This is a genomic window from Viridibacillus sp. FSL E2-0187 (assembly GCF_038006425.1).
In the GTDB taxonomy this organism is placed as follows: domain Bacteria; phylum Bacillota; class Bacilli; order Bacillales_A; family Planococcaceae; genus Viridibacillus; species Viridibacillus arvi.
Genome location: NZ_JBBOVG010000002.1, coordinates 354998 through 380313, shown reverse-complemented (window position 1 = coordinate 380313; position 25316 = coordinate 354998). Strand labels below are relative to the sequence as shown.

The 25316-nt window shown below is 34.2% G+C and carries 29 protein-coding genes, 1 pseudogene and 1 riboswitch; of the genes and pseudogenes, 11 read left to right on the top strand and 19 right to left on the bottom strand.

What is annotated here, in order from left to right:
* Positions 1–48 precede the first annotated feature (48 nt).
* The 3 genes from MHH85_RS21080 (at position 49) to MHH85_RS21070 (ending at position 3508) form a co-directional block, all read left to right on the top strand.
* Positions 49–1734 carry a methyl-accepting chemotaxis protein gene (locus MHH85_RS21080; RefSeq protein ID WP_340708400.1) on the top strand — a complete coding sequence of 562 codons (1686 nt, stop codon included), beginning with the start codon at positions 49–51 and terminating at the stop codon, positions 1732–1734.
* Between the two features lie 141 nt (positions 1735–1875).
* Complete coding sequence (locus MHH85_RS21075; RefSeq protein WP_227751951.1) at positions 1876–2295, top strand: MarR family winged helix-turn-helix transcriptional regulator; 420 nt, start codon at positions 1876–1878, stop codon at positions 2293–2295.
* Between the two features lie 16 nt (positions 2296–2311).
* On the top strand, positions 2312–3508 hold the full coding sequence (locus tag MHH85_RS21070) for an MFS transporter (RefSeq protein ID WP_340708399.1): 1197 nt from the start codon (positions 2312–2314) through the stop codon (positions 3506–3508).
* Between the two features lie 99 nt (positions 3509–3607).
* Here MHH85_RS21070 and MHH85_RS21065 read toward each other — a convergent pair whose 3' ends face one another.
* Genes MHH85_RS21065 through MHH85_RS21055 form a run of 3 tightly spaced genes read right to left on the bottom strand, consistent with a single transcriptional unit; the run spans position 3608 to position 4829 of the window.
* The gene (locus tag MHH85_RS21065; protein WP_340708398.1) at positions 3608–4000 is read right to left on the bottom strand and encodes a VOC family protein; all 393 of its coding nucleotides are present in this window, start codon (positions 3998–4000) and stop codon (positions 3608–3610) included.
* A gap of 56 nt (positions 4001–4056) precedes the next feature.
* Positions 4057–4392, bottom strand: a complete 336-nt coding sequence (locus MHH85_RS21060) for an ArsR/SmtB family transcription factor (protein WP_193737771.1) — start codon at positions 4390–4392, stop codon at positions 4057–4059.
* 2 nt (positions 4393–4394) lie between these two features.
* A complete protein-coding gene (locus MHH85_RS21055; protein ID WP_193737772.1) occupies positions 4395–4829 on the bottom strand; it encodes an SRPBCC family protein in 435 nt (144 codons plus the stop codon).
* A gap of 181 nt (positions 4830–5010) precedes the next feature.
* Here MHH85_RS21055 and MHH85_RS21050 point away from each other — a divergent pair, with 181 nt between their 5' ends.
* The 4 genes from MHH85_RS21050 (at position 5011) to MHH85_RS21035 (ending at position 9001) form a co-directional block, all read left to right on the top strand.
* Positions 5011–5691, top strand: a complete 681-nt coding sequence (locus MHH85_RS21050; RefSeq protein ID WP_340708397.1) for a response regulator transcription factor — start codon at positions 5011–5013, stop codon at positions 5689–5691.
* Entirely contained in the window at positions 5688–7067 is a 1380-nt protein-coding gene (locus tag MHH85_RS21045; RefSeq protein ID WP_340708396.1) for a HAMP domain-containing sensor histidine kinase, read from the top strand. Before MHH85_RS21050 ends, MHH85_RS21045 begins: the two co-directional genes overlap by 4 nt.
* A gap of 132 nt (positions 7068–7199) precedes the next feature.
* A complete protein-coding gene (locus MHH85_RS21040; protein WP_340708395.1) occupies positions 7200–8291 on the top strand; it encodes an ABC transporter permease in 1092 nt (363 codons plus the stop codon).
* 8 nt (positions 8292–8299) lie between these two features.
* Entirely contained in the window at positions 8300–9001 is a 702-nt protein-coding gene (locus tag MHH85_RS21035; protein WP_340708537.1) for an ABC transporter ATP-binding protein, read from the top strand.
* Positions 9002–9046: 45 nt separating this feature from the next.
* Here MHH85_RS21035 and MHH85_RS21030 read toward each other — a convergent pair whose 3' ends face one another.
* The 12 genes and pseudogenes from MHH85_RS21030 to MHH85_RS20975 form a co-directional block, all read right to left on the bottom strand.
* Entirely contained in the window at positions 9047–9697 is a 651-nt protein-coding gene (locus MHH85_RS21030; protein WP_340708394.1) for a hypothetical protein, read from the bottom strand.
* A gap of 303 nt (positions 9698–10000) precedes the next feature.
* Positions 10001–10552, bottom strand: coding sequence for a YdhK family protein (locus MHH85_RS21025; RefSeq protein ID WP_340708393.1), 552 nt, complete (start codon positions 10550–10552; stop codon positions 10001–10003).
* Positions 10553–10682: 130 nt separating this feature from the next.
* On the bottom strand, positions 10683–11522 hold the full coding sequence (locus MHH85_RS21020) for a DUF2785 domain-containing protein (protein WP_340708392.1): 840 nt from the start codon (positions 11520–11522) through the stop codon (positions 10683–10685).
* A gap of 152 nt (positions 11523–11674) precedes the next feature.
* Positions 11675–12517: a hypothetical protein gene (locus tag MHH85_RS21015; protein WP_340708391.1), complete on the bottom strand. Its 843-nt coding sequence runs from the start codon at positions 12515–12517 to the stop codon at positions 11675–11677.
* Between the two features lie 14 nt (positions 12518–12531).
* Positions 12532–13083 carry a histidine phosphatase family protein gene (locus tag MHH85_RS21010; RefSeq protein WP_340708390.1) on the bottom strand — a complete coding sequence of 184 codons (552 nt, stop codon included), beginning with the start codon at positions 13081–13083 and terminating at the stop codon, positions 12532–12534.
* A 17-nt stretch (positions 13084–13100) separates the two neighbouring features.
* Positions 13101–13537, bottom strand: a pseudogene (gene fosB, locus MHH85_RS21005) (metallothiol transferase FosB).
* Positions 13538–13576: 39 nt separating this feature from the next.
* Positions 13577–14101, bottom strand: a complete 525-nt coding sequence (locus MHH85_RS21000; RefSeq protein WP_340708389.1) for an AAA family ATPase — start codon at positions 14099–14101, stop codon at positions 13577–13579.
* A 146-nt stretch (positions 14102–14247) separates the two neighbouring features.
* Positions 14248–16074, bottom strand: coding sequence for an APC family permease (locus MHH85_RS20995; protein WP_193737784.1), 1827 nt, complete (start codon positions 16072–16074; stop codon positions 14248–14250).
* Between the two features lie 109 nt (positions 16075–16183).
* Positions 16184–16327, bottom strand: a riboswitch (cyclic di-AMP (ydaO/yuaA leader).
* 177 nt (positions 16328–16504) lie between these two features.
* A complete protein-coding gene (locus MHH85_RS20990) occupies positions 16505–17752 on the bottom strand; it encodes an MFS transporter (protein WP_340708388.1) in 1248 nt (415 codons plus the stop codon).
* A 115-nt stretch (positions 17753–17867) separates the two neighbouring features.
* On the bottom strand, positions 17868–18227 hold the full coding sequence (locus MHH85_RS20985; protein WP_340708387.1) for an MmcQ/YjbR family DNA-binding protein: 360 nt from the start codon (positions 18225–18227) through the stop codon (positions 17868–17870).
* Positions 18228–18306: 79 nt separating this feature from the next.
* Positions 18307–18786 (bottom strand): GNAT family N-acetyltransferase, encoded by a 480-nt coding sequence (locus tag MHH85_RS20980; protein ID WP_340708386.1) that lies wholly within the window; start codon positions 18784–18786, stop codon positions 18307–18309.
* Positions 18787–18876: 90 nt separating this feature from the next.
* Entirely contained in the window at positions 18877–19494 is a 618-nt protein-coding gene (locus tag MHH85_RS20975; protein ID WP_340708385.1) for an NUDIX hydrolase, read from the bottom strand.
* 437 nt (positions 19495–19931) lie between these two features.
* Here MHH85_RS20975 and MHH85_RS20970 point away from each other — a divergent pair, with 437 nt between their 5' ends.
* From MHH85_RS20970 to MHH85_RS20955, 4 genes are all read left to right on the top strand, one after another.
* Positions 19932–20849 (top strand): S8 family peptidase, encoded by a 918-nt coding sequence (locus tag MHH85_RS20970; protein ID WP_340708384.1) that lies wholly within the window; start codon positions 19932–19934, stop codon positions 20847–20849.
* 11 nt (positions 20850–20860) lie between these two features.
* A complete protein-coding gene (locus MHH85_RS20965; RefSeq protein ID WP_038186458.1) occupies positions 20861–21019 on the top strand; it encodes a YvrJ family protein in 159 nt (52 codons plus the stop codon).
* Between the two features lie 450 nt (positions 21020–21469).
* Positions 21470–22054, top strand: coding sequence for a sigma factor-like helix-turn-helix DNA-binding protein (locus tag MHH85_RS20960; protein ID WP_193737789.1), 585 nt, complete (start codon positions 21470–21472; stop codon positions 22052–22054).
* 143 nt (positions 22055–22197) lie between these two features.
* Positions 22198–22416 (top strand): helix-turn-helix domain-containing protein, encoded by a 219-nt coding sequence (locus tag MHH85_RS20955; protein ID WP_193737790.1) that lies wholly within the window; start codon positions 22198–22200, stop codon positions 22414–22416.
* Positions 22417–22774: 358 nt separating this feature from the next.
* Here MHH85_RS20955 and MHH85_RS20950 read toward each other — a convergent pair whose 3' ends face one another.
* The 4 genes from MHH85_RS20950 to MHH85_RS20935 all read right to left on the bottom strand — a co-directional run bounded on the left by MHH85_RS20950 (position 22775) and on the right by MHH85_RS20935 (position 25280).
* A complete protein-coding gene (locus MHH85_RS20950) occupies positions 22775–23110 on the bottom strand; it encodes a zinc ribbon domain-containing protein YjdM (RefSeq protein ID WP_076034731.1) in 336 nt (111 codons plus the stop codon).
* A 294-nt stretch (positions 23111–23404) separates the two neighbouring features.
* Entirely contained in the window at positions 23405–24097 is a 693-nt protein-coding gene (locus tag MHH85_RS20945) for a YjjG family noncanonical pyrimidine nucleotidase (protein WP_340708383.1), read from the bottom strand.
* Positions 24094–24555: a DMT family transporter gene (locus MHH85_RS20940; protein WP_340708382.1), complete on the bottom strand. Its 462-nt coding sequence runs from the start codon at positions 24553–24555 to the stop codon at positions 24094–24096. Before MHH85_RS20940 ends, MHH85_RS20945 begins: the two co-directional genes overlap by 4 nt.
* Before the next feature lie 26 nt (positions 24556–24581).
* A complete protein-coding gene (locus tag MHH85_RS20935; protein WP_340708381.1) occupies positions 24582–25280 on the bottom strand; it encodes a Crp/Fnr family transcriptional regulator in 699 nt (232 codons plus the stop codon).
* Between the last annotated feature and the right edge of the window lie 36 nt (positions 25281–25316).

Below are 25316 nucleotides of genomic sequence, written 5' to 3'. Positions count from 1 at the left end.
CAAAGTAATTATTATATTAAATCTAAAAAAGGGAGAAGGTTCCAGGATATGTCCGTCGGCAAAAAATTAAATATAGGATTTCTCAATCTTGTTGGTTTATTAGCTTTAATAATTGTTTTATCTTACTATCAATATTCTAAAATCCAATCACAAGTTGAGGAAGCAATTGATCACCGTTTTGTTCAAATAGAAATCACAAAAGATATCCAATTTGGTCTAGCAATGCAAGACTCTTCTTTGCGTTCATATTTCATACAAGACATTGACGTAAGACTTGATAATTTACATACTTATCAAAACTTAGTTAGCGATAAAATTGCTGAATTATCTCAAATATCTCGTTCCGAGGAAATGAAAGGCTATTTAAAAGAAACGACTAAATTTAATGATGATTTTAATATTGCAGTAGCAAGTGCATTGAAAGAATTTGATAACGGTAATAAAGACGCTGCAATCCAAATCGTTGATACAACAGCTACGAGCGCAAGCAAAGATCTTCTAGAATCATCTAACAAAATCATTCAGTACCAAAAAGAGAAGTTACAAATTACCGGCGATGGATTAAAGGCTCTTCTTAAGCAATCTCTATGGAGTTCCATAGCTGCTCTAATAGTTAGCTTAGTTCTAGGTGTATTTTTCATTAGCTTTGTTAGAAAGTCGATAACAAAGCCATTAAAAGCAGTAGTTCAATCTGCTGAGATTATTGCAACGGGTGATCTATCTCAATCGGATATTACATACAAATCTAAAGATGAAATTGGTACATTGGCAAACGTCTTCAACAATATGAAGGTCAATTTGCGAGGCCTCATCCATAATATTCAAACAAACAGTGAGCATCTCTCTGCTTCTTCACAGGAATTGTCAGCTAGTACTGAGGAAATTACTGCAGCTGGGAGCGAAGTAGCAATACGTATCCACCAAACTGCAGATATCGCTTCTATTTCTGCTTCGGCAGCGAAAGAAAGTGCTGTAGCAATGGATGAAACAGCAGCTGGTGTTCAGCGTATAGCTGAAGCAACCCAAACATTACATCAAAATACCGTTAATATGACTACGACTGCAAAAGATGGTGTAGAAACAATCGATGTTGCGCAAAATCAGATGCAAATCATCTCTAACTCTACTAATTTAATCGCTGAGCTAACTGGAAAATTAAGCAAACAGTCTGAAGAGATTAGCGCCATTACACATGTTATTACGGATATTACAGACCAAACAAATTTACTTGCACTAAATGCAGCAATCGAAGCAGCTCGTGCAGGCGAACATGGTAAAGGCTTTGCTGTTGTAGCAGATGAGGTTCGTAAACTTGCAGAAGAGTCGAAAAAGTCGGCGATTCAAATTGTAACACTTACTGAAGAAATTCAAACTGACACTAAAAACGTTGCTTCCGCTGTGAGTGAAGGTCTAACCTCTGTACAAGATGGTGTTCTAGTTATTGGCGAAGCAGGAGTAGCTTTCAAAACTATATCTTCTGCTATTGAATCAATCACTGTCCAAGTAGAGGAAATTTCCGCTACATCAGAAGAAATTTCCGCTAGTGCTGAACAAGTTTCCGCATCTGTTACTGAAATTGCAAGCGGAGCATCAGATTCATCGGATAATATAAAATTAATCTCTTCATCTATTGAAGAACAAACTACTTCGATGAACCAAGTTAACTCAGTTGCTGAAGATTTAAGTACAAATGCTCAAGAATTACAAGACATGATTCAAGAGTTTAAAGTGTAAAACTATAGATAAATGCCTAGGCCTTAAAAAGTCTGGGCATTTTTTTGTACTTTTTTTAACCTTTTCTAGACAAATGGTTAAAAAAGGTTTAGTATTTTAATAGTTACTTAACCTAACTAACTATATGGAGGATATTTCGACATGCAACCACATCAATCTTTTTTCCATGAATACCGAATGATGTACCGCCCTTTCATTAATAAATTGAACGTTTATTTGGCGAGCCATCAACTTTATAGCTCTCAATGGGCTATCCTACGATTACTCATTAGTGAAAAATCACTTACTCTTGTTGAAATTTCTAATTCCTTGAATGTAGAAAAACCAACTACTACTAGAATGATTCAAAAATTAATTGAACTTGATTATGTAACTACCGTACCAGGTAAGGATAAACGTGAAAAAAAAGTACAGTTAACTTCATTTGGGCACGATGTGTGTAAAGATGTACAAGTAACAATAGAACAATTTCAGCTTGATGCATTAGAAGGCATAAGTGTAGAAGAGCAAATCATTGTTAGTAAAGTCCTCGAGACGGTAAGAAATAATCTATTAAAATAGGAGATGCGAATGACGAATGTCTAAAGAAAAACTATGGACAAAAGATTTTATCATTGTTTCATTAATTAACTTTTTAATTACATTAATTTTTTTCATGTTGATGGTCACTATTGCATCATTTGCAAAATCAGAATTTAACGCTTCAACTAGCATGGCCGGTTTAGTATCTAGTATTTTCATTATTGGTACCTTAATGGGTCGTCTAGTTACTGGCCGAATCATTGGCGACGTAGGTAGTAAAAAAACATTATTAATCGGACTAATTGCTTTTTCAGCTACTACAGCATTGTACTTTGGTGCATTTAATCTACCACTTTTACTAGCAAACCGTTTCCTTCATGGGCTCTCTGTTGGGATTGCAAGTACTGCAACAGGTACAATTATTGCCCAACTAATTCCTCCTACACGACGTGGTGAGGGTATTGGTTATTATAGTATGAGCGCCATTATGGCAACGGCAGTAGGACCATTTGTTGGTATTTTACTCACTCAAATCTTCCCAGATTTCTATATGATTTTCTTAATCAATTTAGGGTTATCTTTCATCTGCTTAGCTACTTTCTTACTAGTAAAAGTACCACAACAAGTAGCGACTAAATCTTCACAAACCGAAAAAGCTTCTAATTCAGGATTTAAACTTTCAAACTTTATAGAAACGAAAGCAGTTCCTATCTCATTCGTAGCTCTAGTCATCGGATTTAGTTATTCAGGAGTTATGTCATTCTTATCATTTTATTCAGAGTCTATTAATCTAGTCACTGCAGGTAGTTACTTCTTCCTTATTTATGCCATTGTTATATTACTCTCAAGACCATTTACTGGACGCTTAATGGATACTAAAGGTGCCAACATAATCGTCTATCCAAGTCTAATTATCTTCGCAATCGGCATGACATTATTCAGTCAAGCAAGCTCAGGTATTATTCTGCTTTTAGCTGCAGCATTAATCGGTCTAGGCTATGGTAACTTTAATTCCATTGCCCAAGCACTTGCGATTAAAGTTACACCGAATCATCGATTAGGATTAGCAACATCCACTTATTTTATATTTTACGATTTTGGTCTCGGTGTAGGCCCTTATTTACTCGGCTTCCTAGTACCTGTATTTGGCTATCGCCACCTATTTCTTTCAATGGTAATAGTCATCTTAATTTCAATTGTTCTATATTATTTTCTACACGGTCGAAAAGATAAAGCACTTTTACAAGCTTAATACAAAGAAAAGGTTTTGCCCCACCTCAATCTTGGGGCAAAACCTTTTTTCTTTGAAAATTTTGATACCTATTAAAGAAATTTTTAACTCATTATTAAATCACTCAAATGTAAGTTGCCAAGAGACACCAAATTGATCAGCAAGCCAACCGAACTTTTTGCTAAAGCCATAATTACCTAATGGCATTAACTCACTTCCTCCATCAGATAACTTGCCGTATAAATAATCTATTTCCTTCTCTGAATCACAAGTAATATAAAGAGAAAATGATGGCGTAAATGTAAAATCATGTTTTATATTACTATCAATGCACAAAATCTCCTGACCTTTCAATGAAAATGCAGCTTTCATTACACTACCTTCAGTTCCAGTTTCATTAGCCCCATAACGGGTAATATGTAAAACTTTTGAATCTGGAATTAAAGAAACATAATAATTCATGGCTTCCTCAGCATTCCCTTGAAACATTAAAAATGGCGTCACTTTTGTCATTTTTACCACCCTTTCGCTACTGTTACTATCAGTTGAATAGTTATTACATTTAACAACTACTCTGTATCTGTCATAGTCTCATTTTCTACAACATACTTCAATTTTGTTAACTTGTTATTCCAAAACTGCTCATAGAAGGCTAGCCATTGCTTCAATTCTGTTAATGGTTCTGGTTGCAGCATAAAGATTTTCTCTCTACCCACTTTTGTACCACGTACAAGCTCCGCATCTGCAAGTACATGAAGATGCTTTGCTATTGCTGTACGACTCATATCAAAATGCATAGTAATTTCTGCAATGGATCGTTCCTTTGTAGCTAATAAATGTAATACTTCTCTGCGCGTTGGATCAGCAATTGCTTGGAACACATCATACTTTTCTTCAGCTGACATACTTAGCCTTCAACCACTTGTTTGAATTTATGCTGAACAATTCCAACCCAACCTTGTTCCATGGTATCTCGAATAATAGAGCTTGGCTGTTGTGCTTTCGTTACAATAGTATCTGCATACTTCCATCCACCGTGAATAAGCGTAAATTCGGTTTTCTCCCCTAATGCTTTTAAAATGAAAGTCACAACCCAGCCATCAATATCCCATTCAAAAGATAAGCGATTTGGTTCATTGATCTCGATTACTTTACAAGGTGAAGGTCCAAACGGAGATTGCACTTGGAACTCATATCCTTTTTCCAATTTAAAATTATTTGGCATAAACCAAGCTTCAATTCCTTCTGCCGTCGATACATAATCCCACACCTTTTGAATCGGTGCATTTACGAGTACTGTTTGTTTTATATCTTGTAATGTCTCTTGCTTATTGTTTGTCATTGATATTCTCCTTTTCCTATCATAAATATATAACCATTTGGTTTCGTATCGAAATTATATACAACCATTTGGTTTCATGTCAACAAAAATTGATGACCTCATCTTGTGATTTCAATTATTTACTAAAGTAATATATGATTATTAGACAAAGGTACCGTTATTAATTGGAGGGGCTAAATAAATGACCAGCATTTTAATTGTGGATGATGATGTTAATATTCTAAATTTGGTAGAGGTGCATTTACAAGATGCTGGATACCATGTATATAAAGCAAGTGATGGTGTGGAAGCATTGCGCATTCTTAAAGGAATACTCTGTGATTTAGCAATTATCGATGTAATGATGCCCTATATGGATGGCTATTCTTTAACAAAAGAAATACGCCAGCAGTATGACATTCCTGTTATCTTACTAACTGCTAAAAACCAAATTACCGATAAGGAAAAAGGCTATGACTCCGGTACAGATGATTATCTTGTAAAGCCATTTGAACCACAAGAATTATTATTTCGTATTAAGGCATTATTACGCCGTTACGATAAACAAGTCGAGAATTCTGTTGTTCGTCTAGGTGACATCTCAATAAATAAATCAAATTATGAAGTGCAAATTGGTAATCGCACAATATTTTTACCATTGAAAGAATTTGAATTGATGTATTTTTTAATGTCTCATCCTAAACAAGTATTTTCTAGGGAGCATTTAATTGAACAAGTTTGGGGATTAGACTTTGCAGGTGATGATCGTACGGTCGATGTTCATATTAAACGGCTACGTGAGCGATTTTCAGATCTAACAGATACCATTCATATTAAGACTGTACGCGGGATCGGTTACTTATTGGAGGACAAAAGTATATGAGATCCCTCTACTTTAAATTCATTATGTTGACGATTGGCATTATGCTCCTAAGTGGCATGCTATCATTCTTTATATCCAACACTTATTATCAACAAAAGCTAAAACCATTTAACGATGCAAAGAATACACAAATTGCTTTAGATATTGCTGAATTTGCCGAAAAACATCCGACCACTGACTTGAAGGACTATCTCGAAAATCTGTCATTCATCGGTTATCAACTATACTTGGTTGATACATCTCGAAAAGGTACTTATTTTGGTGCAGATTTTCGCGTGAAGGAATTGCCAAATTCTACAATTGATCAAGTATTAAATAATGAGGTTTATCACGGACTTCTTCATTTCCCACAAGAAACATTTGTCACTGGTTTTTTTGCAAATGAATTGAGAAATACGATTGGAGTACCATTAACACATGATAACAAACAATATGCACTCTTCCTTAGACCAGACATAAAACTCCTTTTCAATGAGATGCATATTTTATTTGGTTGGCTATTTGCATCAACAATAATACTAAGTATTTTAATGGTAATCATCAGTACAAAATATTTAGTAAATCCTATTACTAAATTAACAAAAGCGACGAACTCGTTAGCCGAAGGGAAATTTAATGTAGAACTCGATATAAATCGCAGTGATGAATTAGGAAAGCTAGCGAATAGCTTCTCTCATATGGCAAACCAATTAGAACAATTTGATGATATTCGAAAAGAATTCATCTCAAATATTTCCCATGATATCCAGTCTCCACTTTCGAATATCAAAGGATATACAAACTTATTGGGAAAAGATGAACTGCCATCAGAAGATAAAGAAAAGTATATTACAGTTATAAATGGGGAAATTGAAAGACTCTCTACTCTAACTAAGCAACTACTACTCCTCTCATCTTTAGATCAGAATGAGGATATTATGAAGAAAAAATCATTCAATATAGCAGAGCAACTTAAAGAACTTGTCCGCCAGTATCAATGGGCTGTTGGAGAAAAAGGAATTATGCTTAGTTATTCTCTACCAGATTTCGAAATAGTAGGCGACCCTTTACTACTCAACACCGTATGGGACAACCTCTTAACGAATGCGATAAAGTACAATAAAGAAAATGGTAGCATTGATATAGCAATAGCAAAAAAAGATTCATCCATTATCGTCACTTTCCAGGATAAAGGGATAGGTTTATCAGAGAATGAAATTGATAGGATATTCGATCGGTTCTACCGCGTAGATACTTCAAGAACCCATTCTGTTGAAGGCTCTGGACTTGGTTTATCCATCGTTTCATCCATCATCAAATTGCATAATGGGAAAATAAATGTTATAAGTGAAGAAAATAAAGGTACGATCTTTTCTGTGACATTACCCATTCAATAATATTGTCAGTTATTATCTTGTGGACTTCTCCATAAATAATAACTGACTTTTTTTGTAATTTCTTATTCATCTTCCGTTCATATTCAAGATGTACATTATGAATGTAACCAAGAACAGGAGGATGAAGTAGATATGTTTTCTCTTTCATTAAAAGAAATTCGGTTTTTCAAGCTTAGATATTCATTGATCGGTTTTATCATGTTTTTCGTTGCGGCGTTGGTGTTTATCATTAGCGGATTGGCTAACGGTTTGTCATCAGATAACGCATCTTCTATTCAGAACATGAATGCACATGCATTTTACTTAGACAAAGATGCAGACAATCGCCTCGATCGCTCTCGCTTTGATGAAAAAGTATTATCGGATATAAAAGACAATAAAAACTTACAAACAGTCGGTCTACAAATGCTTTCTTTAAAGGAAGTAAACTCAGATAAAAAAGTCGATGTAAGCATGATGGGAATTGACCCAAATAGCTTCCTAATGCCTAAAGTGACTGAAGGCTCAACTATTAAATCATCTAAAGGGCCAACAATTGTTGCCGATGACTCGTTAAAAAAACAAGGAATTGAAATCGGCGATAAATTATACGAAGAAAACTCAGATATTACTTATACAGTAGTTGGTTTTACCGAGAAGCAAACGTTCAGTCATACTCCAGTAGCTTTTGTAAACAAAGAAAACTGGGAAAACCTTTTTCCATCAAAACAAAAAGTATCTTATAACACGATTGTTATAAAGGATGCTAATAAAGATTTACAAGAAGAAGTTTCATCTACTATAAAAGATGGGGTTTGGGCAGAAAAAGGCGATGTTATTAAAGGAATACCTGGTTACGATGCTGAACAAAAATCATTATTCATGATGTTGGCATTTCTAATCGTAATAGCAGTATTCGTTTTAACAGCCTTCTTCTATATTATGACGATTCAAAAAGTTAACCAATTTGGTGTCTTAAAAGCAATTGGGGCAAAAAATAATTTCCTCATTGGTTCTACAATTATCCAAGTAATTATCCTATCCATTGTAAGTATTGGTGCAGCAATCGGTTTTGCAGCAATCTTGCAAGCTATTATGCCAAAGGGTATTCCATTCGTCTTTGACTTTGGTCTAATCCTTATATACTCTGGTGTTTTATTTATCGTGTCGATTTTCGGTGCGTTACTTTCAAGTGCTAGCATTGTAAAAGCGGATCCTTTACAAGCTATGGGGAGGGCAGAATAATGACTAAAATTCCATTAGAATTAAAAAATATTCGTAAAGTATTTCAAGACGGTGAACAGGAAGTTGAGATTTTACACGACCTCAATTTCCAAGCAATTAAAGGTGAGCTTATTGCTATACTCGGTCCATCAGGTTCAGGTAAAAGTACAGTACTATCTATTGCAGGCGCACTTCTGAGCCCAGATGGCGGTGAATTGATCGTTAACGGTGAGAATATAGCAAACTATAATGACAAACAAAAAGCAGAAGTACGCTTACGTTCAATCGGCTATATATTCCAAGCTTCTAATCTAGTTCCTTATTTAAAAGTAAAAGATCAGCTTAAATTAGTAGCTGATCTTGCAGGCTCTTGGAATAAAGAAACACAACAGAGAGCAGATGAACTGTTAAAGTCAGTTGGTCTTGATCATCGCGCAAATCAATATGTACAGCATCTATCTGGTGGTGAAAAACAACGTGTCGCGATTGCACGTTCATTAATGAACAATCCTGATATTATTCTTGCTGATGAGCCAACTGCTAGCCTTGATTCTGAGCGTAGTAGCGAAATCGTTGCACTCATTGCAAAAGAGGTAAAGGAAAAAAATAAAGCAGCTGTGATGGTAACACACGATGAAAGTATCTTATCTTATTGCGATAAAATTTATGAAATGAAAAATGGCCAGTTAACATTAAGAACAACATTAAACACAACATTAAGAACAACTTAAATAAGGAGACACGGTTCATTACCGTGTCTCCTTTTCACTGTCATTTTACTTTTTTATAAATTTACTTTTTAATATATAAACTTCTTTATTAGCCGATAGCTCTTTAATCAATTTTTGGGGATTCTCGCTAATTTCCTCATAATTGTGAGGTTCTGTTTCATTAGAATATCCATGAATCATATAACCTAAAATCATTTCAGACTCAATATTTTTCTCAGCTGCAATTGTACTTTTCCATACCGTAAAAGTCGGTTCGGATGGCATTTTTGGAAGCTGAGTTCTTATACTACTTGAGTTACTTCCATTACCAGAGGTTACACTCAAACTTAATATATTTTCTGCATTGGATTCAGTTTTTTTAATTGTATTCATAATGATGGTACCACTACCTTTTACTTCAGAGTTAAGGAGTAACACTTCTGAATCGGCTAACTTCCCCTTTTCATATGCCTCTACCCATAATCTTAAGTGATTGTAAGATTTATCTATTTGGTATTCATAAATAAGATATTGTTCCGTAGTTCTATCTAATATAGTTTCTTCCCTTGCGGTTAACTTAGGGTATTTCATCATATTTTTTCCTGTAAACGTAACTTGCTGTTCAATCGGTTTATCAATAGCTTTTTCTGCAATACTACAAGCACCAAGTAACCATATACACCCTATTAATGCTGCTCCTCTTTTTAATGCGCTCATTCATCCCCCGTCCTTCTATAAGCTATAAGATGCATGACTTGCATCTCAACACTCAAATAGCGATTCGAATTTTATAGAAAGTCTTAACTTCTTTAATAATTTCTGCAGAATCATTTAGATTCTAATACTCTATATAAACTTCCCCTTTTTTGAGTTTAACTTTAACAATCTATAGAGGTGTAAAAAATCGAAAGTAGTAAATACATATTATAATTTTCACTTCCTCTACTTTGTAAGTCTTAGAATTATTATTCTACCTAAATAAAAAATACCCTTCAGATTTAGCAATCTAAAGGGCAAATATTATTTAGCTTTTATTTCATTCTCTGTTAACCACTTATGATTTTCCACTGCTTTACCACCCGTAGTAGGTTTGTAATTAACCATATATACAGTTGTTGGTTCTGCAGAGTCGATTTTGGCAGCAGCACCATACATGCCTTCCATATGTGAAGCCATTATCTTAACTTCTGTACCAGGTTTTAGTAATTTATCACCCGAATCAACAATTTCTTGTTGAATAAGCCACTTATGATTCTTCACTTTTTCCTCACCATTTGTAGGCGTATATGAAATAGCATAGACATTTGTATTAAAAGCTCCTACTATTATGGCTTCTGCACCCTTCATCCCATCCATATGACTTGTTTCGATAATCACTTTACTTCCAACTTTATATTTTGGATTTTCCTCTTCTTTTAAATCAGCTGGTATTTCCGCTGATACAGAATGGTCCATATTCATTTCTTTATCATTTATCTTCTTATCTGTTTTTTCATTATTACCAGTACACGCAGCTAATGTTAATGCAAAAACTAGTAATAGTATTCCTATTAAACTTTTTTTACTATTCATTATTACTCTGCACCCTCCTAGTTGAAAATACGTTTTGAATATTTTCCCCAACTAGTATGTACCGTTCCCTATATAGCAAAATTCAAACTTTCTTACACAATTTATAAAATAGTTAAATAATCCTTCCTAATTAACCTAATTTAAAATGTTTAGCGATTTGCATATATACAACACCTTCTAATTTAGGCATACTCTTATTAATTTTCAATGCAAAATATAATGTTTTCATAAAATGAAGTGTACAAGTTCTTGCTTTAAAATACGATGGATCATACCCTATGCTATATAGATGATGATCTAGCTTATCAAAAACTTGCTCAGCCCATTCAATGAGTACTTCTTCTGAAACACCTTTTCTCACCATTTCTTCTATCACAATGATTAAACGCTCTTCTTCATCATCTATATAGACGGCATTTTTCCATAGGCATGCTTTAATTGCTTGCAGTATCGGTGGTGCCATACGCAATTCAAAGGCAGGATGACGAACCGTTGCGGCAGCTAAATCAGCTCCATGAGCAATACTGTGTGCCCATCCCTTACCATCTAAAAACCCTCGAACATCACGTTCCTTTTGTAAATAATGACCGCTTTTTTCTAGATATGTAGACAATGCTTCATTAGGTAAGAATTTTAATTCTGCATCTGTTGTTAAAATACCTGTCAACAACAACGCCGAAAAAGAACGGGTTAATACTGTATCAGTCTGTTCGTCACCAATTTGGAAAAACAAATATTGTTCCGATACAATCTCTTTATACAAATATTGCATTTGCTCGTGTGAGAGTAAATGCTCCCCAAGCATCTCCATAAAAGTTCTATAAATCAGTTGATCACGTAATTCTGCATCGACAGAACCTATTTCCTGTAACATATTGGATAACAACTCGTCGCCCTGCTCAGCAATTAGAGTTTTACGTTCTATTATAGGCATCGATACCCAATCAATTAAAATTTGCTTTAAATCCATAACATCCTCCATTAATTCCCCTCATTTGTCACTGTGTACATTATGCCATGAACACTGAAACACCTGCAGCAGAAATTAAAAAGCCACCTACCATTCGAACATTGGTAGGTGACTTAGATGTCGGATTACATGATATTCCTGCGATTACTTCATTATAATTCATTTAACCATTGCTCAACCATTTGTTTAAAATTATCTCTTCCCCACGCAGTAATTGCTCCAATTTCTCCTAAATTAACTACTTGCTTTTGAAAGAAATTATCAGCTAAAAAGTACGCAAGGCGCGTGTGTTCGAATCTCTTCCCACCGTTAATAGAAAACCACTCGCGAAACAATTCCTTGGAGTTTAATTTTTGATAATCTTCACGAAAAGCCTTTTTTATGTCATCAAAATTTAACTGAGCAAACAATAACCATTCTAACCCATCCTCATCATAAGAAAAATACTGGTGTGGCAATAGATTTGGTACAGCCTGGCGAGACAAATGCGTAGCGGCGCCTTCTTGGTTTAACCAAGTGAGGGGGCTACCCCAATCGATAATTGTCCAATCGATTTTGTTCTTATCTGAAATAATATTGTGTGTAGCATGGCCAAACTCGTGTGCCACAATATATTCTAAATGATTAATTTCTGGAGATAATTTCTCAAGCGCAAAACTAATATCAGGAATAATTTCTCTATATGTATAAGCATTAGAACCATATCCACCAATCAATAATTTTACATCCAATGGATACTCCACGTCATATTTTTCTTTATAGCTTAATTCTACTCTTTCAATAATTGGAACGATTGTTTCTCTAACTAATCTAATACGTTTGAAATCATTTTCATATTTACTAATCGATTGTAAATGACGTACTTCTGTATCTTTGCAGTGATACAAAAAATACTCTTGAAATACTTTAGGAAACTTTTCGTAGTATCCTTTTAAAAAGCTAATCGTTGGATTGTAATTTTCTAAAAAATATTCAGTCGTATCGATTATTTTCATCTACTAATCTCCCTCTAATAAATATGTTCTATCTTCATTAAATTCACACCATCAAATGACAACTTATAAATATCTGGCATTTGTAGCTCTTTCCAAAATGTAAAATCATATTTTCCATCAAAGTAATTCATGATTAACACCATCAAATTCCCATGTGTTCCAATCACAATATTACGATTTTGATAGGTATGTAAAACATCCATTAAACCTTCTATACCTCTGGCTTGAGCTTTAAGATTGGATTCTCCACCATCAAATGTGAAATCTGGTTCTTGCCAAACTTTTGTTATTGCTGCAGTAAAATCCTTTACTTCTCCTTGAGCTAGCTTACGCTCTTGAAAAGTCTCATTTAGTTTAATTTCAGCTTTATTGTATCTTGCTAGAGGTTCAATTGTTTGAATGGCTCTTCTATATGGGCTAGATATGAATGTATCAATTTTCTTCAATTTAAGCTTTTCTAAAATGTGTTTGGCATCTCTTAGCCCTTTTTCTGATAAAGGTCGTGTTAATTCATCCGGTGTATACACTGAATGCGCATGCCTTACAAAGTAAACATCTGTTGTCATCTCAGCATCTCCCCTCCCTATTCTGGTTTACTGTCATTAAAAAATTCCATATGCTTTTTATCCTGTATGTAATAATCCATTCTGTCTTGTAATGTACCTGTATGAAATTCGAACTTGTGACCATCTAAATCTGTAAAATAGATAGATTTCTTATCTCGTTGATCTCTTAGTCTACCAGATAGTATATTTACATTTAAATTGCTAAGCTTTCATACATTTCATCGAAATCCGAATCTTTTATTGTGAATGCTATGTGAGTATAGGACTGGTGTATTTCATTGCGGGATATATCTTCTTCTACATTTAATGCTACCCACATACCACCAACATCAAAATATGCTGTAGAGCGCCCTTTTACTAATAACTTTGCATCAAATACATTTTGATAAAATTCAATGGATTTTTCTAAATTTGAAACCGAAAATAAGAGGTGATTTATACCTTGAATATTCATGGAAACCGCCCTTTGCCAATTCATTTTCATATATAAACATTAATTTAAATTCTCAACAAGGTCCTTGATTATTTCAGTTAAACCTTTGTTCTCCGTATTAATATAATGCGAAAAGTCATTGTTTTCGTATGCTGCTAAACATTTATCTGTCTGCCGAAAACACCAATCTCCTATAACTTCTCCTCGTTCTAACAAACGTTTATGAATTGTCTCTTTAGTAGCTGTTAAGCAGAAATGATACACTTCTTTATCTACTTTATATAAGCCATTCATGATTTCAGTGAAGTATTCAAAATTCCTAATAGTCATTGGAATAATCAACGCCTTCCCATACTGCTCATGAAGACATCTGGCTGTTTCGACAAATAATTTTCTCCATAAAATAAAATCCTGAAAATCTCCACTAGGAGCCTCTTTTTCTTTTATATCATTTGGTAACATATGTCTGAGCATAAATCCCACTACTTCTGGATCAAAAATAATACTCTCTTCTAAATTCTCATGCAATTGTTCAGCAACACTTGTTTTCCCAACACCAAAGGCGCCATTAATTAAAATAATCATAATTTCTCCTTTTTTATCTTTAGACTTTTTTTTTACAAATAAAATTAAAGCCCTGTAATTAAATACAGGACTTTAATTCATTTAAGCTATAAGGATAAGGATTTTCTTTGTATTATATATTCAGTAAAACTTTATAAAACCCTCTTTTATTTTTGCAAATGATATGGAACTGTGATGAGAACTACATTTCTCCGATACAGTAAAGAGGTGTGTATTAACAGACTCGACTGATTGTGGAGAATATTTTGCCAACCTTTCTTAGGTAAAAATTGTGGAATAATGACAGAGACTTGATAGTTCGACTTGCTCGCAAGTCTTTCAGCTTTGTCTATGAATTTCGTTAATGGTTGCACAATACTGCGATAAGGAGAGTACAATGTCACCAACTTCACATCGGGTTGCCACTTCTTCCACTGTTCCTCAAACTTTCTCGTATCCTCTCTTTCAAATGCAATATATACTGCAATAATTTGATCAGCAGACAACGATTTGGCATAATTTAATGAATTTCTTACAACCTTCGTAATACCTGCGACAGGAACAATAATAACATTACCTTCGATTGGTGGAATTTCTTCATCAGCTATTAATCTAAGCTGCGGTCCCACCGAATCGTAATGTTTTTTTATACGGTGGAAAGCAAAGATAATGATTGGTAAGAAAATAAACACTGGCCATACAGCAGGTAACTTTGTCACGAAAAATACAATTGTTACAACAAATGATATCACCGCTCCAACCGAGTTGATGATTAGTTTTGTTACCCAGCCTTGAGGTTTTTCTCTTATCCATTTCACAATCATTCCCGTTTGAGACAATGTGAAAGGTATAAAAACCCCAACAGCATATAAAGGAATTAAATTCTCAGTAGTACCATTAAATACGATGATTAATAGAATTGCTGCCAAACTCAATAAAATAATTCCATTAGAATATCCTAAACGATCTCCTCTTATTTGAAACATTCTAGGAATAAATTTATCTTTTGATAGATTTACAGCTAGTAGAGGAAACGCAGAATACCCTGTATTTGCAGCAAGAACTAATATTAACGCTGTTGTTCCTTGAATGAAGTAATAGACCAGATTACGCCCAAAGCTTACTTCAGCGATTTGGGATACAACAGTTGATGTCGCGCTCGGTGTGATACCGTAATAAAAAGCTAGGAAAACAATACCCGAAAATAAAATCGCTAGTAAACCACCCATTGCCATTAAAGTTTTTGCAGCATTTACAGGTGCAGGTTCTTTAAAATTTGGAATGGCATTCGAAATGGCCTCGACACCAGTTAAAGCAGAACTACCTGAAGCAAAAGCTTTCAATAAAATAAACAAGCTCAGCCCTGCGACAGGGGTACCAATTGATGTATGCAAATTCGATGGAACATTACCTGTCACAACATTATAGATTCCTACGCCAATCAAGATAAATAACGCTAACACAAATAAGTACACTGGATATGCTAAAACAGAAGCTGATTCCGTCACGCCTCTTAAATTCAAAATCGTTAGTAAGATAACGAATACAATTGCGATCTCTACATTATAATCATGGAGGCCTGGTAGTGCTGATGTTATAGCATCTGTTCCAGCAGATACACTAACAGCCACCGTCAATATATAATCGACTAATAATGAACCACCAGCAACAAGACCTGGATTAACCCCGAGATTTTCCCTCGATACAACATAAGCCCCTCCCCCATGAGGATAGGCATAAATAATTTGGCGATATGACAGTATAAGTGCTGTTAAAAGAATGATGACGCCAAACGCAATGGGTATCGAATACCATAGCGCAGCTGCTCCCACTGTCACTAAAACGATCAATATTTGCTCAGGACCATACGCTACAGAAGATAAAGCATCTGAAGAAAGGATCGCCAACGCTTTCGTTTTATTTAACCTTTGTTCACCCAATTCAGTCGATTTCAAAGGTCTACCAATCAACATTCTTTTCAATGAGGCTTTCATTTTTCTCACCCAATCTAGAGGATTTTTTACTTTTAGAGAATAAAAAAAGCCTACAGGTCATCAACAAATAGACCTGTAGACATTAGGATTTCTGTCTAACAAGCTCCACCTTCCTTCTCATATAACGCTTACGAGGTTAGCTGTCGGATTCGGGCCTTGAGTAGCCCTACCTTCTTTAAAGGATTCACCCCTAGGATTACATTGCAATCCACGAAAATGGGTCCCCCGTGTTTCACTTCAGCGATTTAGAAATTTGAAACTGATGTAATATTACTCCCAAGTTTTAGAAAAGTAAATAAATATTTTTTCACAAATAAAAAGTGACTTTTCTCAATGAGAAGCCACTTCAAACTGAAAACAAACTATTCTAGTTTACTCGCCTATTTTGGTACGTTTATTAAATAACCTCTAACTTTTCAATTAATCAATACTAAACAAGCTCATTCCCAGGAACACCAATATTAGATTTTCTCATGAGATATGTAATACATAGCGTCAATGCAATACTCACACAAAGTAAAATTACTTTAGCATCGACATAATCAAATAACGCACCAAAAATTAATGCACCAATAGGACCTGTACCAACCGATAACGTTTCGATAATACCAAATACTCGGCCACGGTATTCATCATCGATCGATCTTTGAAGCACTATACCAATCGGCGTATTCGCACAAACACCCATTGCTGAAAACAAAATCATTAACACCATATAAAAAATGAAAGTGCTAATACCATTAAAATTCATAAATAAAGGAATTGTAATACTAGCAACAACTGCACACATCATAAATGCAGCACGCTTTACAAAATGCAAAGGTGATTTCAAATCGCTGCGAGTAGATAAATAAATAGAAACGACAAGCATACCAATCGCTCCAGCCCCTTGAATAATACCTACTTGAGTTGATGGTATACTTAACTTTTCAACTAAGATAAATACGAGCCCCACACTAACGGCAGAAAAGAAAAAATTCATCCATAGTGTGGTCATCAATAACGTTTGCACAAGTGGCTTTGTACGTAAATACTGGAATCCTTCCTTCATACTCGCTACCATCGATTCTTTTCTCTTCTTCACAGGTACTTCAAACAATGTAAAGTCCATTGTAGCTTCTAAACATAACGCGATGACATAGGCTATAAACATCGTCATCAGGAACACTTCCATTGAGACAAATCCAAATAACATGCCTCCAATAGATGGCCCACCAATTGCTCCGATAGAATGCGACACCTGATTAAAAGAAACCGCCTTCTGTAAACGTTCCTTACCGACTAAATTCGGTATAGAGCTTGAAAAAGCAATCCCATTAAACGCTCCGAATGTAGAAAATATCGCCGTAATTGTATATATGGCAGGTACTGATATTCCGTACATCAACGTATAAACAATCAAAATACCCACTGACAAACTAATACCAACCATACTCGTTATAACAACACGCTTCTTTGGGAAACGATCCGCCACATACCCCGCAACTGGTGCTGCTAAAGCACGCGGGAGTACATTAAATAGAATATTCGTTGCAAAGCTAAGTGCTGAACCCGTAACTGATAATATGTATAAACTCATTCCAAAATTAAATACGCCAAAACCAAGTGACGTCAACATCTTACTCACTAGAAAGGTGTACAAATTGCGCTGTGCCTTTCTCGACTGGCCCTCTTTCAAATTACTCTACCCTCTAACATCCAATATTTTTCGGTTCCCGTAATAATTTATTTTACGGTTTGAATGTATGGAAGTCAAAGTACCAATTAGATTTATTATTAAAGTGCTTTATATGTTATTCTGCAACAATTTCTTTTTGTGCTTTTTTAGTTAATTTCTCAAAAACTAAATTATACGAATGTACAATTAAATTTTCGAATATATCAATAGTTAAATCTGATTCCAAGTATAATGAATTCCAGTGCGTTTTATTCATATAATACCCTGGAACAATGCTCTTGTAAGTCTCTCGTAACTCTACAGCCCGATTAGGCTCACATTTTAAAGTTATGATGGGCTTTCTTTCAGCATCTCCACCTAACATTGCAAACATCTTACCACCTACATGATAACGATCCGCTAGCCAATCCAATTGATAATCATGCGTTACACCTGGTAATCGTTCACAAATTTCTTGTAATTTTTCCTTATCCATTGAAATTACTCCTTTTATAATATAGTCATTTCTTTAAAGAACCGAGATAATTTTTGACTATTTTCCATTTCCTTAACCATTATAGATTCCCCTGCTTATTCATTACGATAAAATCTGTTGAGTCGTTACTAAATTCCATCAACTTAGTAAAGCCAAGTTTTTCATACAAATGAATAGCCCTATGATTAAATTTAGCAACAGTTAAACGTAATGGTAAAAAATTTGTATTTTGAATATGGTTAAGTATGAATGCAAAGAAGGAATAACCATTCCCTTTACCTGTTAATCCAGGCTTCATTCCTATACCAATATCAACTCTTTCCTCTTCATAGGCACCAAATAGAGAACCAATTGGTACTTGCGCTGAATGTCCAATACAATAAAAACCAACCAATTGTCCATTAGCATCTGCTATTGAATAATATGGATTTTCTAGCATCTCATTTAATGAATCTGTATCTAAATCATTGTTGTAAAAATCATATGGTGCTTCATATCTCCAACTTAAAATTTCCCTTGCAAAATCGATATTCATTTTACCAACAAATAATTGCTGCATCGAATCACCTCATCCATTTGCTATAAAACAATTTTATTTACTAGTTATTTTTAATCCACTTGATTAATTATTAAATTACTATTATATAAATTAATCTAAATAAACGGGTTCTTGTGGATTATTTAGACTTTTAAATATCCATTCAATTTGAGATTGTGTATTCCGGGCTTTTGATAAAGATGGCAACTCATTTTCAGAGAAAAACGCCACTGCATTGGTTTCAATACCCTGCATTGGTTCTCCTCCAATTATTTCACATTGAATAAACATTTTATAAACATGATAAAGAGACGGCGGATGTGGATGACATTTCTTATCTAGTACGCCTAATAATTTAACTGCCTTTACATCAAACCCTGATTCTTCTTTTACTTCTTTTACTGCAACTTCACTTGGCGTCAGTCCAATGTCAGCCCATCCCCCTGGTAGTGCCCAATCACCATCAGCATTTTCTTTAACCATTAATAATTTATTATCTTGAAAAATGACTGCCCTTATATCTACCTTCGGAGTGGCATAACCAGTTTCATTTGCAAATGAATCCTTTATTCTCGTCTTATCAATTCCTGTTTGATACGACAGCATTTCTACGCTAATTTCCCTTATTAGCTCAAACCTTTCCAAATCGTAGACATCCTTTGAATAAGTTAACCCCGCCTGTGCGATAGATTGAAGCTGTTTCGCCCATTGAAGCCATTTAGGTTCCATTGATCCTCACCATCCTAACTAATTACATATAATTACATTCAATTATATAAAACACCTGACAACTTGTATATTATTCAAGAAAAGAATCTACTTGGAAATTAATTTATCAAAATAGAATCTCTACATTTATCCCAAGTAAAACGAAGATCGCGCACTTTATTTTCTCCTATCCCCCCTAAATTTCCTGGACATTCTATGTAAGCATCCAATTTTACTTTTGCTATAGTGATATTAGAACTAAATTGATTAACTATTTTGATAATTTATTCTAAATACCTCTTTATAGAATATAACGGATAATAAAGGAGGAATTCAAAGAAACAAATTAAACATTGCCTAGGAAATATTGGTCGAGACATTGCTGTATTCATTATGATTTGCCAAGCGTCGAGGGAATTTCTTTTGTACAAAAAACTAATATGAAAAGGATGGGTAATATGCCGAAAATTGAATTAGGAAAATACAAAATTTTATCATTTTATAATGATTCAGAAATTGTTCCTCCTGGAGTAGATCTCATCAAAGCAAGAGAAGTTTGGTCAGAGGCTTCCGAAGGTAGTGGAGTCGTTGTGGCCATTCTAGATACGGGTATTGCCACACATCACCCTGATTTAACAGACTCCATTATCGGCGGATATAATTTTACAGATGATGATAATGGTGAGCCAAGCATTTTTGAAGATCATAATGGCCACGGTACACATGTTGCTGGGATTATAGGAGCTAGAAATAATGGCGTGGGTGTTATAGGTGTAGCACCTAAATGTAACTTACTCATCCTAAAGGTATTAGATAAAAGAGGGGCTGGTTCTTATGACCAATTAATTGAAGCTTTGGATTATGCAATGAAGTGGACAGGTCCTAATGGTGAGAAAGTAAGTGTGATTAATATGTCATTAGGCGGTCCTACACATACAAACGAATTATATAAAGCGATTAAAAATGTATATGACGCAGGTATTATTATTGTTGCTGCAGCTGGGAATGGCGGTGATGGTGATTCTGAAACATACGAAATTTCATATCCGGCTTTTTATGAAGAAACACTTTCGATAGGATCTGTAAATAATGATTTAGTTCCTTCTGTCTTTTCTCATACTAATCTAAACCTAAAATTCATGGCACCCGGTGAAGAAATTTTATCTACTCATTTAAATGGGCAATACGTGAAATTAACCGGTACTTCAATGGCAGCTCCACACGCTTCTGGAGCAGTTGCACTAGTTTTAAATCTCATACAAAAATATGATCAAATGCTACTCCCATCACAAATAGAAAGATATTTTAGTAGTCATTCAAGAAAAATGGATTTTCCTATCAGTCAAGTGGGTAATGGCTTTATCCAATTAAACTAGGAGGGGTTAATATGGGAACCGATGCAGATTGGGTTTATTTAATCTCAAATTTTGGATTTCCAATTGTAATGACAATATATCTTTTAATACGTTTTGAAAAAAAACTAGAGCGATTAACAGTTGGATTAGACTATCTCCGTGAAGTAATTGTTCAGAAAAAAAAAGGGTGAATTAAACAATAGAATCTCTTGTCTTAACTAATCAGGCCATGATTATGGAAAGGGTCATAATATATGAAAACAACATCGACGATTACTAGACAATTCATGATGTAAAAGGGCAAAACAGAAAAATTATGACCCTTTCAATGTAATTTAGTAGTAGAAATATACTATCTAGTAATTTTTTTATAAAAAGCGGGAAGTCCCATTACTAAAAATCGTTATTCATTTTTAATAATGATATGCGTTTTTCGCTAAAAATGATAAAAAAGATACATTTTCATTTCAAACTTATGTGATATCGTTAAAATTAACATAATTACTAAATTAACCCATAAACTAGTAGTGTAAATAATAATTCAAACACCACTTTTGCTCCCTAAAAATTCTAAAATTCATAATACTATTTCTCGATCAATTTGCTTTATATTTCTCTTTCGCATGAAAGGAGGAGTGTAGATGATGACAGTTAGAGAAGAAGAATTTTTCAAGAAATATGATGCTATGATGAAACAACCTATTATGAAAGAATTCTTAAAAAGTGGTGATAACCAACGTATTTTTAATAAGGCAATCAATGACATGGATAAAGATAGTATCGAACAACTAAATGCATCCTTTCGCAGATATTATAAAAACATTATTCTAATTTCTTATATCTCAAAAACTATCCACTTTTCTGCAATTGAATTTGATAAAAAATTACGTAACTATTATAAAAAAAACCTTCCTATTCCCGGCGTAACTGAAGAATCCATCGCCCAGGAAAAACACCTATTAATGGATCTTCTAATGTCTACTGATGAGGATACAACTTTTATTAATTTTCAACAAAAACAAAAAAATATTAGTGACTATATTGCTAATGCTCATCTAAATTCAAAGATGAAGTTGCTGTCAAACAAGCAATTACGTATTTTGGAATTAATCTACATTCACAATTTTAACAATAAACAAATAGCAAAAATATTAAACGAATCAGAACAAACTATCTCATATAACCATCAAGCTGCTTTAAAAAAATTAAGAAATGCATGCAAATAGGAAAAATAAAATGGAGAATTACTTATTCAATTCACGTTTGTTATAGTGATAATCTACTTTAAATAGCAATCATTTTTTACACAAAATACTATGCTTTTTCAATGCTCTTTAGATAGATTTTTAGAAAGAAATGGGGGAACTTAATGGAAAATCAAATCTTGTATGAAGTAGAAAACAAAGATCTAGAGCGCTTACTAGAAATCTTTAGACCTGCTATTAAGAAAAGTTTGATTAACACTCGTATGCAAGAGCGAGAAGATTTGGAACAAGAGATCAGTATGAAGATTCTAGAGAAATTAAGTTATTTGCAAGAAATACGAACTCCCGATTTTTTTGAGTTTATTGAACATCATGTAGATTAATTTGATATGAGCTGATTCTATAGTTTCATAATCATAAGCGTCCCTCTTTACGAAATGCTCATGATTTGGTTCTAATAAAGAATCCGCAAAATCATTTTGGTAAGCCCCAAATTTAAAAATAAGAGGGAACGTGTCCAGATTGCTGATAAGTCTTCCTACAATTAAGTTAAAAATGGATAATCTCCGAAAAAGGCAACGAATAAAGGACGAGTTATGTTGGTGCTAATAAGTAATGGGCCCTTAACGTAGCTATGCCTGCATTTGTTGTCTTTCAAAATTATTTAACTCAGTGAAATAAAAAAGAACTCATTTTGATAAATTACTACTCAAAATGAATTCTCCAATACGAAATCTGATATTAAATCTTTTTAACGAATTCCGATTTTAATTTCATTGCTCCAAAACCATCAATTTTACAATCAATATTATGATCGCCTTCAACTAAGCGAATGCTCTTTACTTTTGTACCTATCTTCAAAACAGAAGAGCTACCTTTTACTTTAAGGTCCTTAATAACAGTAACCGAATCACCATCGTTTAAGACATTTCCATTAGCATCCTTGATGACTTTTGTATCTTCACTCTCTTCAGATTCTAAAGTCCATTCATGTGCACATTCTGGGCAGACAAAAAGACTGCCATCTTCATAAGTGTATTCTGAATTACATTTCGGGCAATTTGGTAAATCTAACATCGTGTTTTTCCTCCGTTCTTTTTAGTCCACTTTCCACTATAGAGATTTATAGTGCTCTGCAAACATAGCTATTACGAGTTTGACATATTAAAATTATATAAGTTGTGGCTTGCATGCTTATATACTGTCATAGTCCTTTCAGATTTACAAGCATTCATTCAATTCCCGTTTTCACCAAAGAGAATTATCATTTATTCTCTCTTCTATAATCCTCTCACATCCCCATTTTTATGCACATAAAAACGCCCGATTTTTCAGCTTTAAGGCTGTATTTTCGAGCGCTCTAACCCTTTTTTATTTACTATCTAGTATTTGATATAACTCATCAAGATTTTGAATCTGATACGTTGGCATAATTTCAGTATTATTTAACTTCATATGTGGATTAAACCAACATGTATCAATATTTGCTAACTGTCCACCTTTAATATCCGAACTTAGAGAATCCCCGATAATTAAAGTATTTTCTTTCACCAAGTTTGGAATTCGTGCAAAGACGTAATCAAAGTATTCCTTCATCGGTTTTTGAAAACCTGTATCTTCTGAAACGAAAATATCCTTAAATAACGTATGTAATCCTGAAGCTCTTAGGCGCTTGTCCTGTGTTTTGGAAACACCGTTCGTCACTATATATAAATTATATTTGTCTTGTAGGCCTGTGATTAATTCCAATGCCCCCTCTATAAGCTGATGTCCTTCTTCTAAATGAATTCGATAATTCCTTTCTAATAAGGCTCCATCCACTTCTTTACCATATTCCTTGAATAGAAGAGCAAAGCGCGTGTTTACTACCTCATCACGATCAATTTCGCCATTTTCAAAAGAACTCCAAAGAACTTGATTAATTTCTTTATATCGCTCTTCAATCTCTTTCGTTAAAGGTAATTTTTGATCTTTAAAAAGTAAGTATAACGCCTCTTTCTCCGCTGCTCCGAAGTCTAATAACGTATCATCTACATCAAATAATAATGTCTGATATTTTTTCAAAATTGCTCCCCCGTCTCTACTGTTCTACCACCAAATTTATATACAATGATACCACCAGCTATGACTAGAACGCCTAGTAACTGCTGGAATGTAAAAGGAACTTGCTCTAGACCGAACCAACCTAGTGAGTCCCATAATAATGCAAAGCTAAGTTGTGATGTTAGTACAATTGAAATCGCGTATGTCGGACCAAGAGATTTGATACCATTCAAAATGCAGGTAACAACTCCGACACCTATTAGCCCGCTGAACCAATACCATAGCTGCATATTTTGTATATTAAATAAGTTTACACCTTCAATAATTAGTCCCATCGTTAGTGATGCTAAAAACCCCATTCCTAACACCAATGTCGTTGAAGCCCAAGAGCCTGTATGTTCATTCACTTTGCTATTAAAAATATTTTGCAAACCAACTAATGAACCTGCTACAAGCGCTAATATTAATCCGACAACCATCGTAGCTACTCCCCTCTATATTTAATTCATTCATAAATATTGTGATTGGCAAGCGTACTCAATGCGTCACGATTTATCACGATGATTGACTCTTTCGTACGTTCAATCAGCCCCTCAGCGCATAATTGCTGGATAACTCGATTTAGATGCCTATAACTCGTTCCGATTAAATCCGCTACATCCCTTAATCGATTTATACTTAATCCACTATCATTATTTGCATCAGAATCATAAAAAGAAATGGACAATAAATAACTAGCTAATCTGACTTCTACTGGATATAGTAAATTGAAGCTTAAAAAATTGGATTTTATATAAAATTTCCTTGTGACGGTTTCGAGTAAAAATCGCAGTAATGGCGTATATTCACTCCCGAATTTTTTTAGCCATTGATATTGAATACCAATCATAATAACAGGTGAAACAGCTTCAACTGTATTAATAATATCTATATCTTGAACGTATTCAATATCGCCAATTAGATAAAGTGGCGTCTTAAAAGAAAGTATTAATTTTCTACCTTCCGAAGAGCTAGTGAAAATTTTGATTTTCCCTTTTACAAGTATATAAAGGTATTGTGATGTATCTCCCTGTGAACAAATATCCTCACCCTGTTCGAAACTATACAACGCTAAATGCTCTATCAAAGATTTATTGAATATAGACTCTAATTGATACTCTTTTAAATAGTTATTGAGTTGCTCATGATTCTCTATTTTCTTCATGAATCATGTCCACCTCCTATACTTTCATCTTAGTCA

Coding starts and splice junctions, on each gene's coding strand:
- MHH85_RS20970 (WP_340708384.1), top strand. CDS start 19,932: ATGCCGAAAATTGAATTAGGAAAATACAAAATTTTATCATTTTATAAT.
- MHH85_RS21040 (WP_340708395.1), top strand. CDS start 7,200: ATGTTTTCTCTTTCATTAAAAGAAATTCGGTTTTTCAAGCTTAGATAT.
- MHH85_RS20950 (WP_076034731.1), bottom strand. CDS start 23,110: ATGTTAGATTTACCAAATTGCCCGAAATGTAATTCAGAATACACTTAT.
- MHH85_RS21050 (WP_340708397.1), top strand. CDS start 5,011: ATGACCAGCATTTTAATTGTGGATGATGATGTTAATATTCTAAATTTG.
- MHH85_RS20955 (WP_193737790.1), top strand. CDS start 22,198: ATGGAAAATCAAATCTTGTATGAAGTAGAAAACAAAGATCTAGAGCGC.
- MHH85_RS21070 (WP_340708399.1), top strand. CDS start 2,312: ATGTCTAAAGAAAAACTATGGACAAAAGATTTTATCATTGTTTCATTA.
- MHH85_RS20980 (WP_340708386.1), bottom strand. CDS start 18,786: ATGCAGCAATTATTTGTTGGTAAAATGAATATCGATTTTGCAAGGGAA.
- MHH85_RS20975 (WP_340708385.1), bottom strand. CDS start 19,494: ATGGAACCTAAATGGCTTCAATGGGCGAAACAGCTTCAATCTATCGCA.
- MHH85_RS20995 (WP_193737784.1), bottom strand. CDS start 16,074: ATGAAAGCCTCATTGAAAAGAATGTTGATTGGTAGACCTTTGAAATCG.
- MHH85_RS21010 (WP_340708390.1), bottom strand. CDS start 13,083: ATGACAACAGATGTTTACTTTGTAAGGCATGCGCATTCAGTGTATACA.
- MHH85_RS20960 (WP_193737789.1), top strand. CDS start 21,470: ATGATGACAGTTAGAGAAGAAGAATTTTTCAAGAAATATGATGCTATG.
- MHH85_RS20940 (WP_340708382.1), bottom strand. CDS start 24,555: ATGGTTGTCGGATTAATATTAGCGCTTGTAGCAGGTTCATTAGTTGGT.
- MHH85_RS21080 (WP_340708400.1), top strand. CDS start 49: ATGTCCGTCGGCAAAAAATTAAATATAGGATTTCTCAATCTTGTTGGT.
- MHH85_RS21000 (WP_340708389.1), bottom strand. CDS start 14,101: ATGATTATTTTAATTAATGGCGCCTTTGGTGTTGGGAAAACAAGTGTT.
- MHH85_RS21015 (WP_340708391.1), bottom strand. CDS start 12,517: ATGAAAATAATCGATACGACTGAATATTTTTTAGAAAATTACAATCCA.
- MHH85_RS20935 (WP_340708381.1), bottom strand. CDS start 25,280: ATGAAGAAAATAGAGAATCATGAGCAACTCAATAACTATTTAAAAGAG.
- MHH85_RS21045 (WP_340708396.1), top strand. CDS start 5,688: ATGAGATCCCTCTACTTTAAATTCATTATGTTGACGATTGGCATTATG.
- MHH85_RS21020 (WP_340708392.1), bottom strand. CDS start 11,522: ATGGATTTAAAGCAAATTTTAATTGATTGGGTATCGATGCCTATAATA.
- MHH85_RS21065 (WP_340708398.1), bottom strand. CDS start 4,000: ATGACAAAAGTGACGCCATTTTTAATGTTTCAAGGGAATGCTGAGGAA.
- MHH85_RS20965 (WP_038186458.1), top strand. CDS start 20,861: ATGGGAACCGATGCAGATTGGGTTTATTTAATCTCAAATTTTGGATTT.
- MHH85_RS21055 (WP_193737772.1), bottom strand. CDS start 4,829: ATGACAAACAATAAGCAAGAGACATTACAAGATATAAAACAAACAGTA.
- MHH85_RS21025 (WP_340708393.1), bottom strand. CDS start 10,552: ATGAATAGTAAAAAAAGTTTAATAGGAATACTATTACTAGTTTTTGCA.
- MHH85_RS21060 (WP_193737771.1), bottom strand. CDS start 4,392: ATGTCAGCTGAAGAAAAGTATGATGTGTTCCAAGCAATTGCTGATCCA.
- MHH85_RS21030 (WP_340708394.1), bottom strand. CDS start 9,697: ATGAGCGCATTAAAAAGAGGAGCAGCATTAATAGGGTGTATATGGTTA.
- MHH85_RS20985 (WP_340708387.1), bottom strand. CDS start 18,227: ATGGATAAGGAAAAATTACAAGAAATTTGTGAACGATTACCAGGTGTA.
- MHH85_RS21075 (WP_227751951.1), top strand. CDS start 1,876: ATGCAACCACATCAATCTTTTTTCCATGAATACCGAATGATGTACCGC.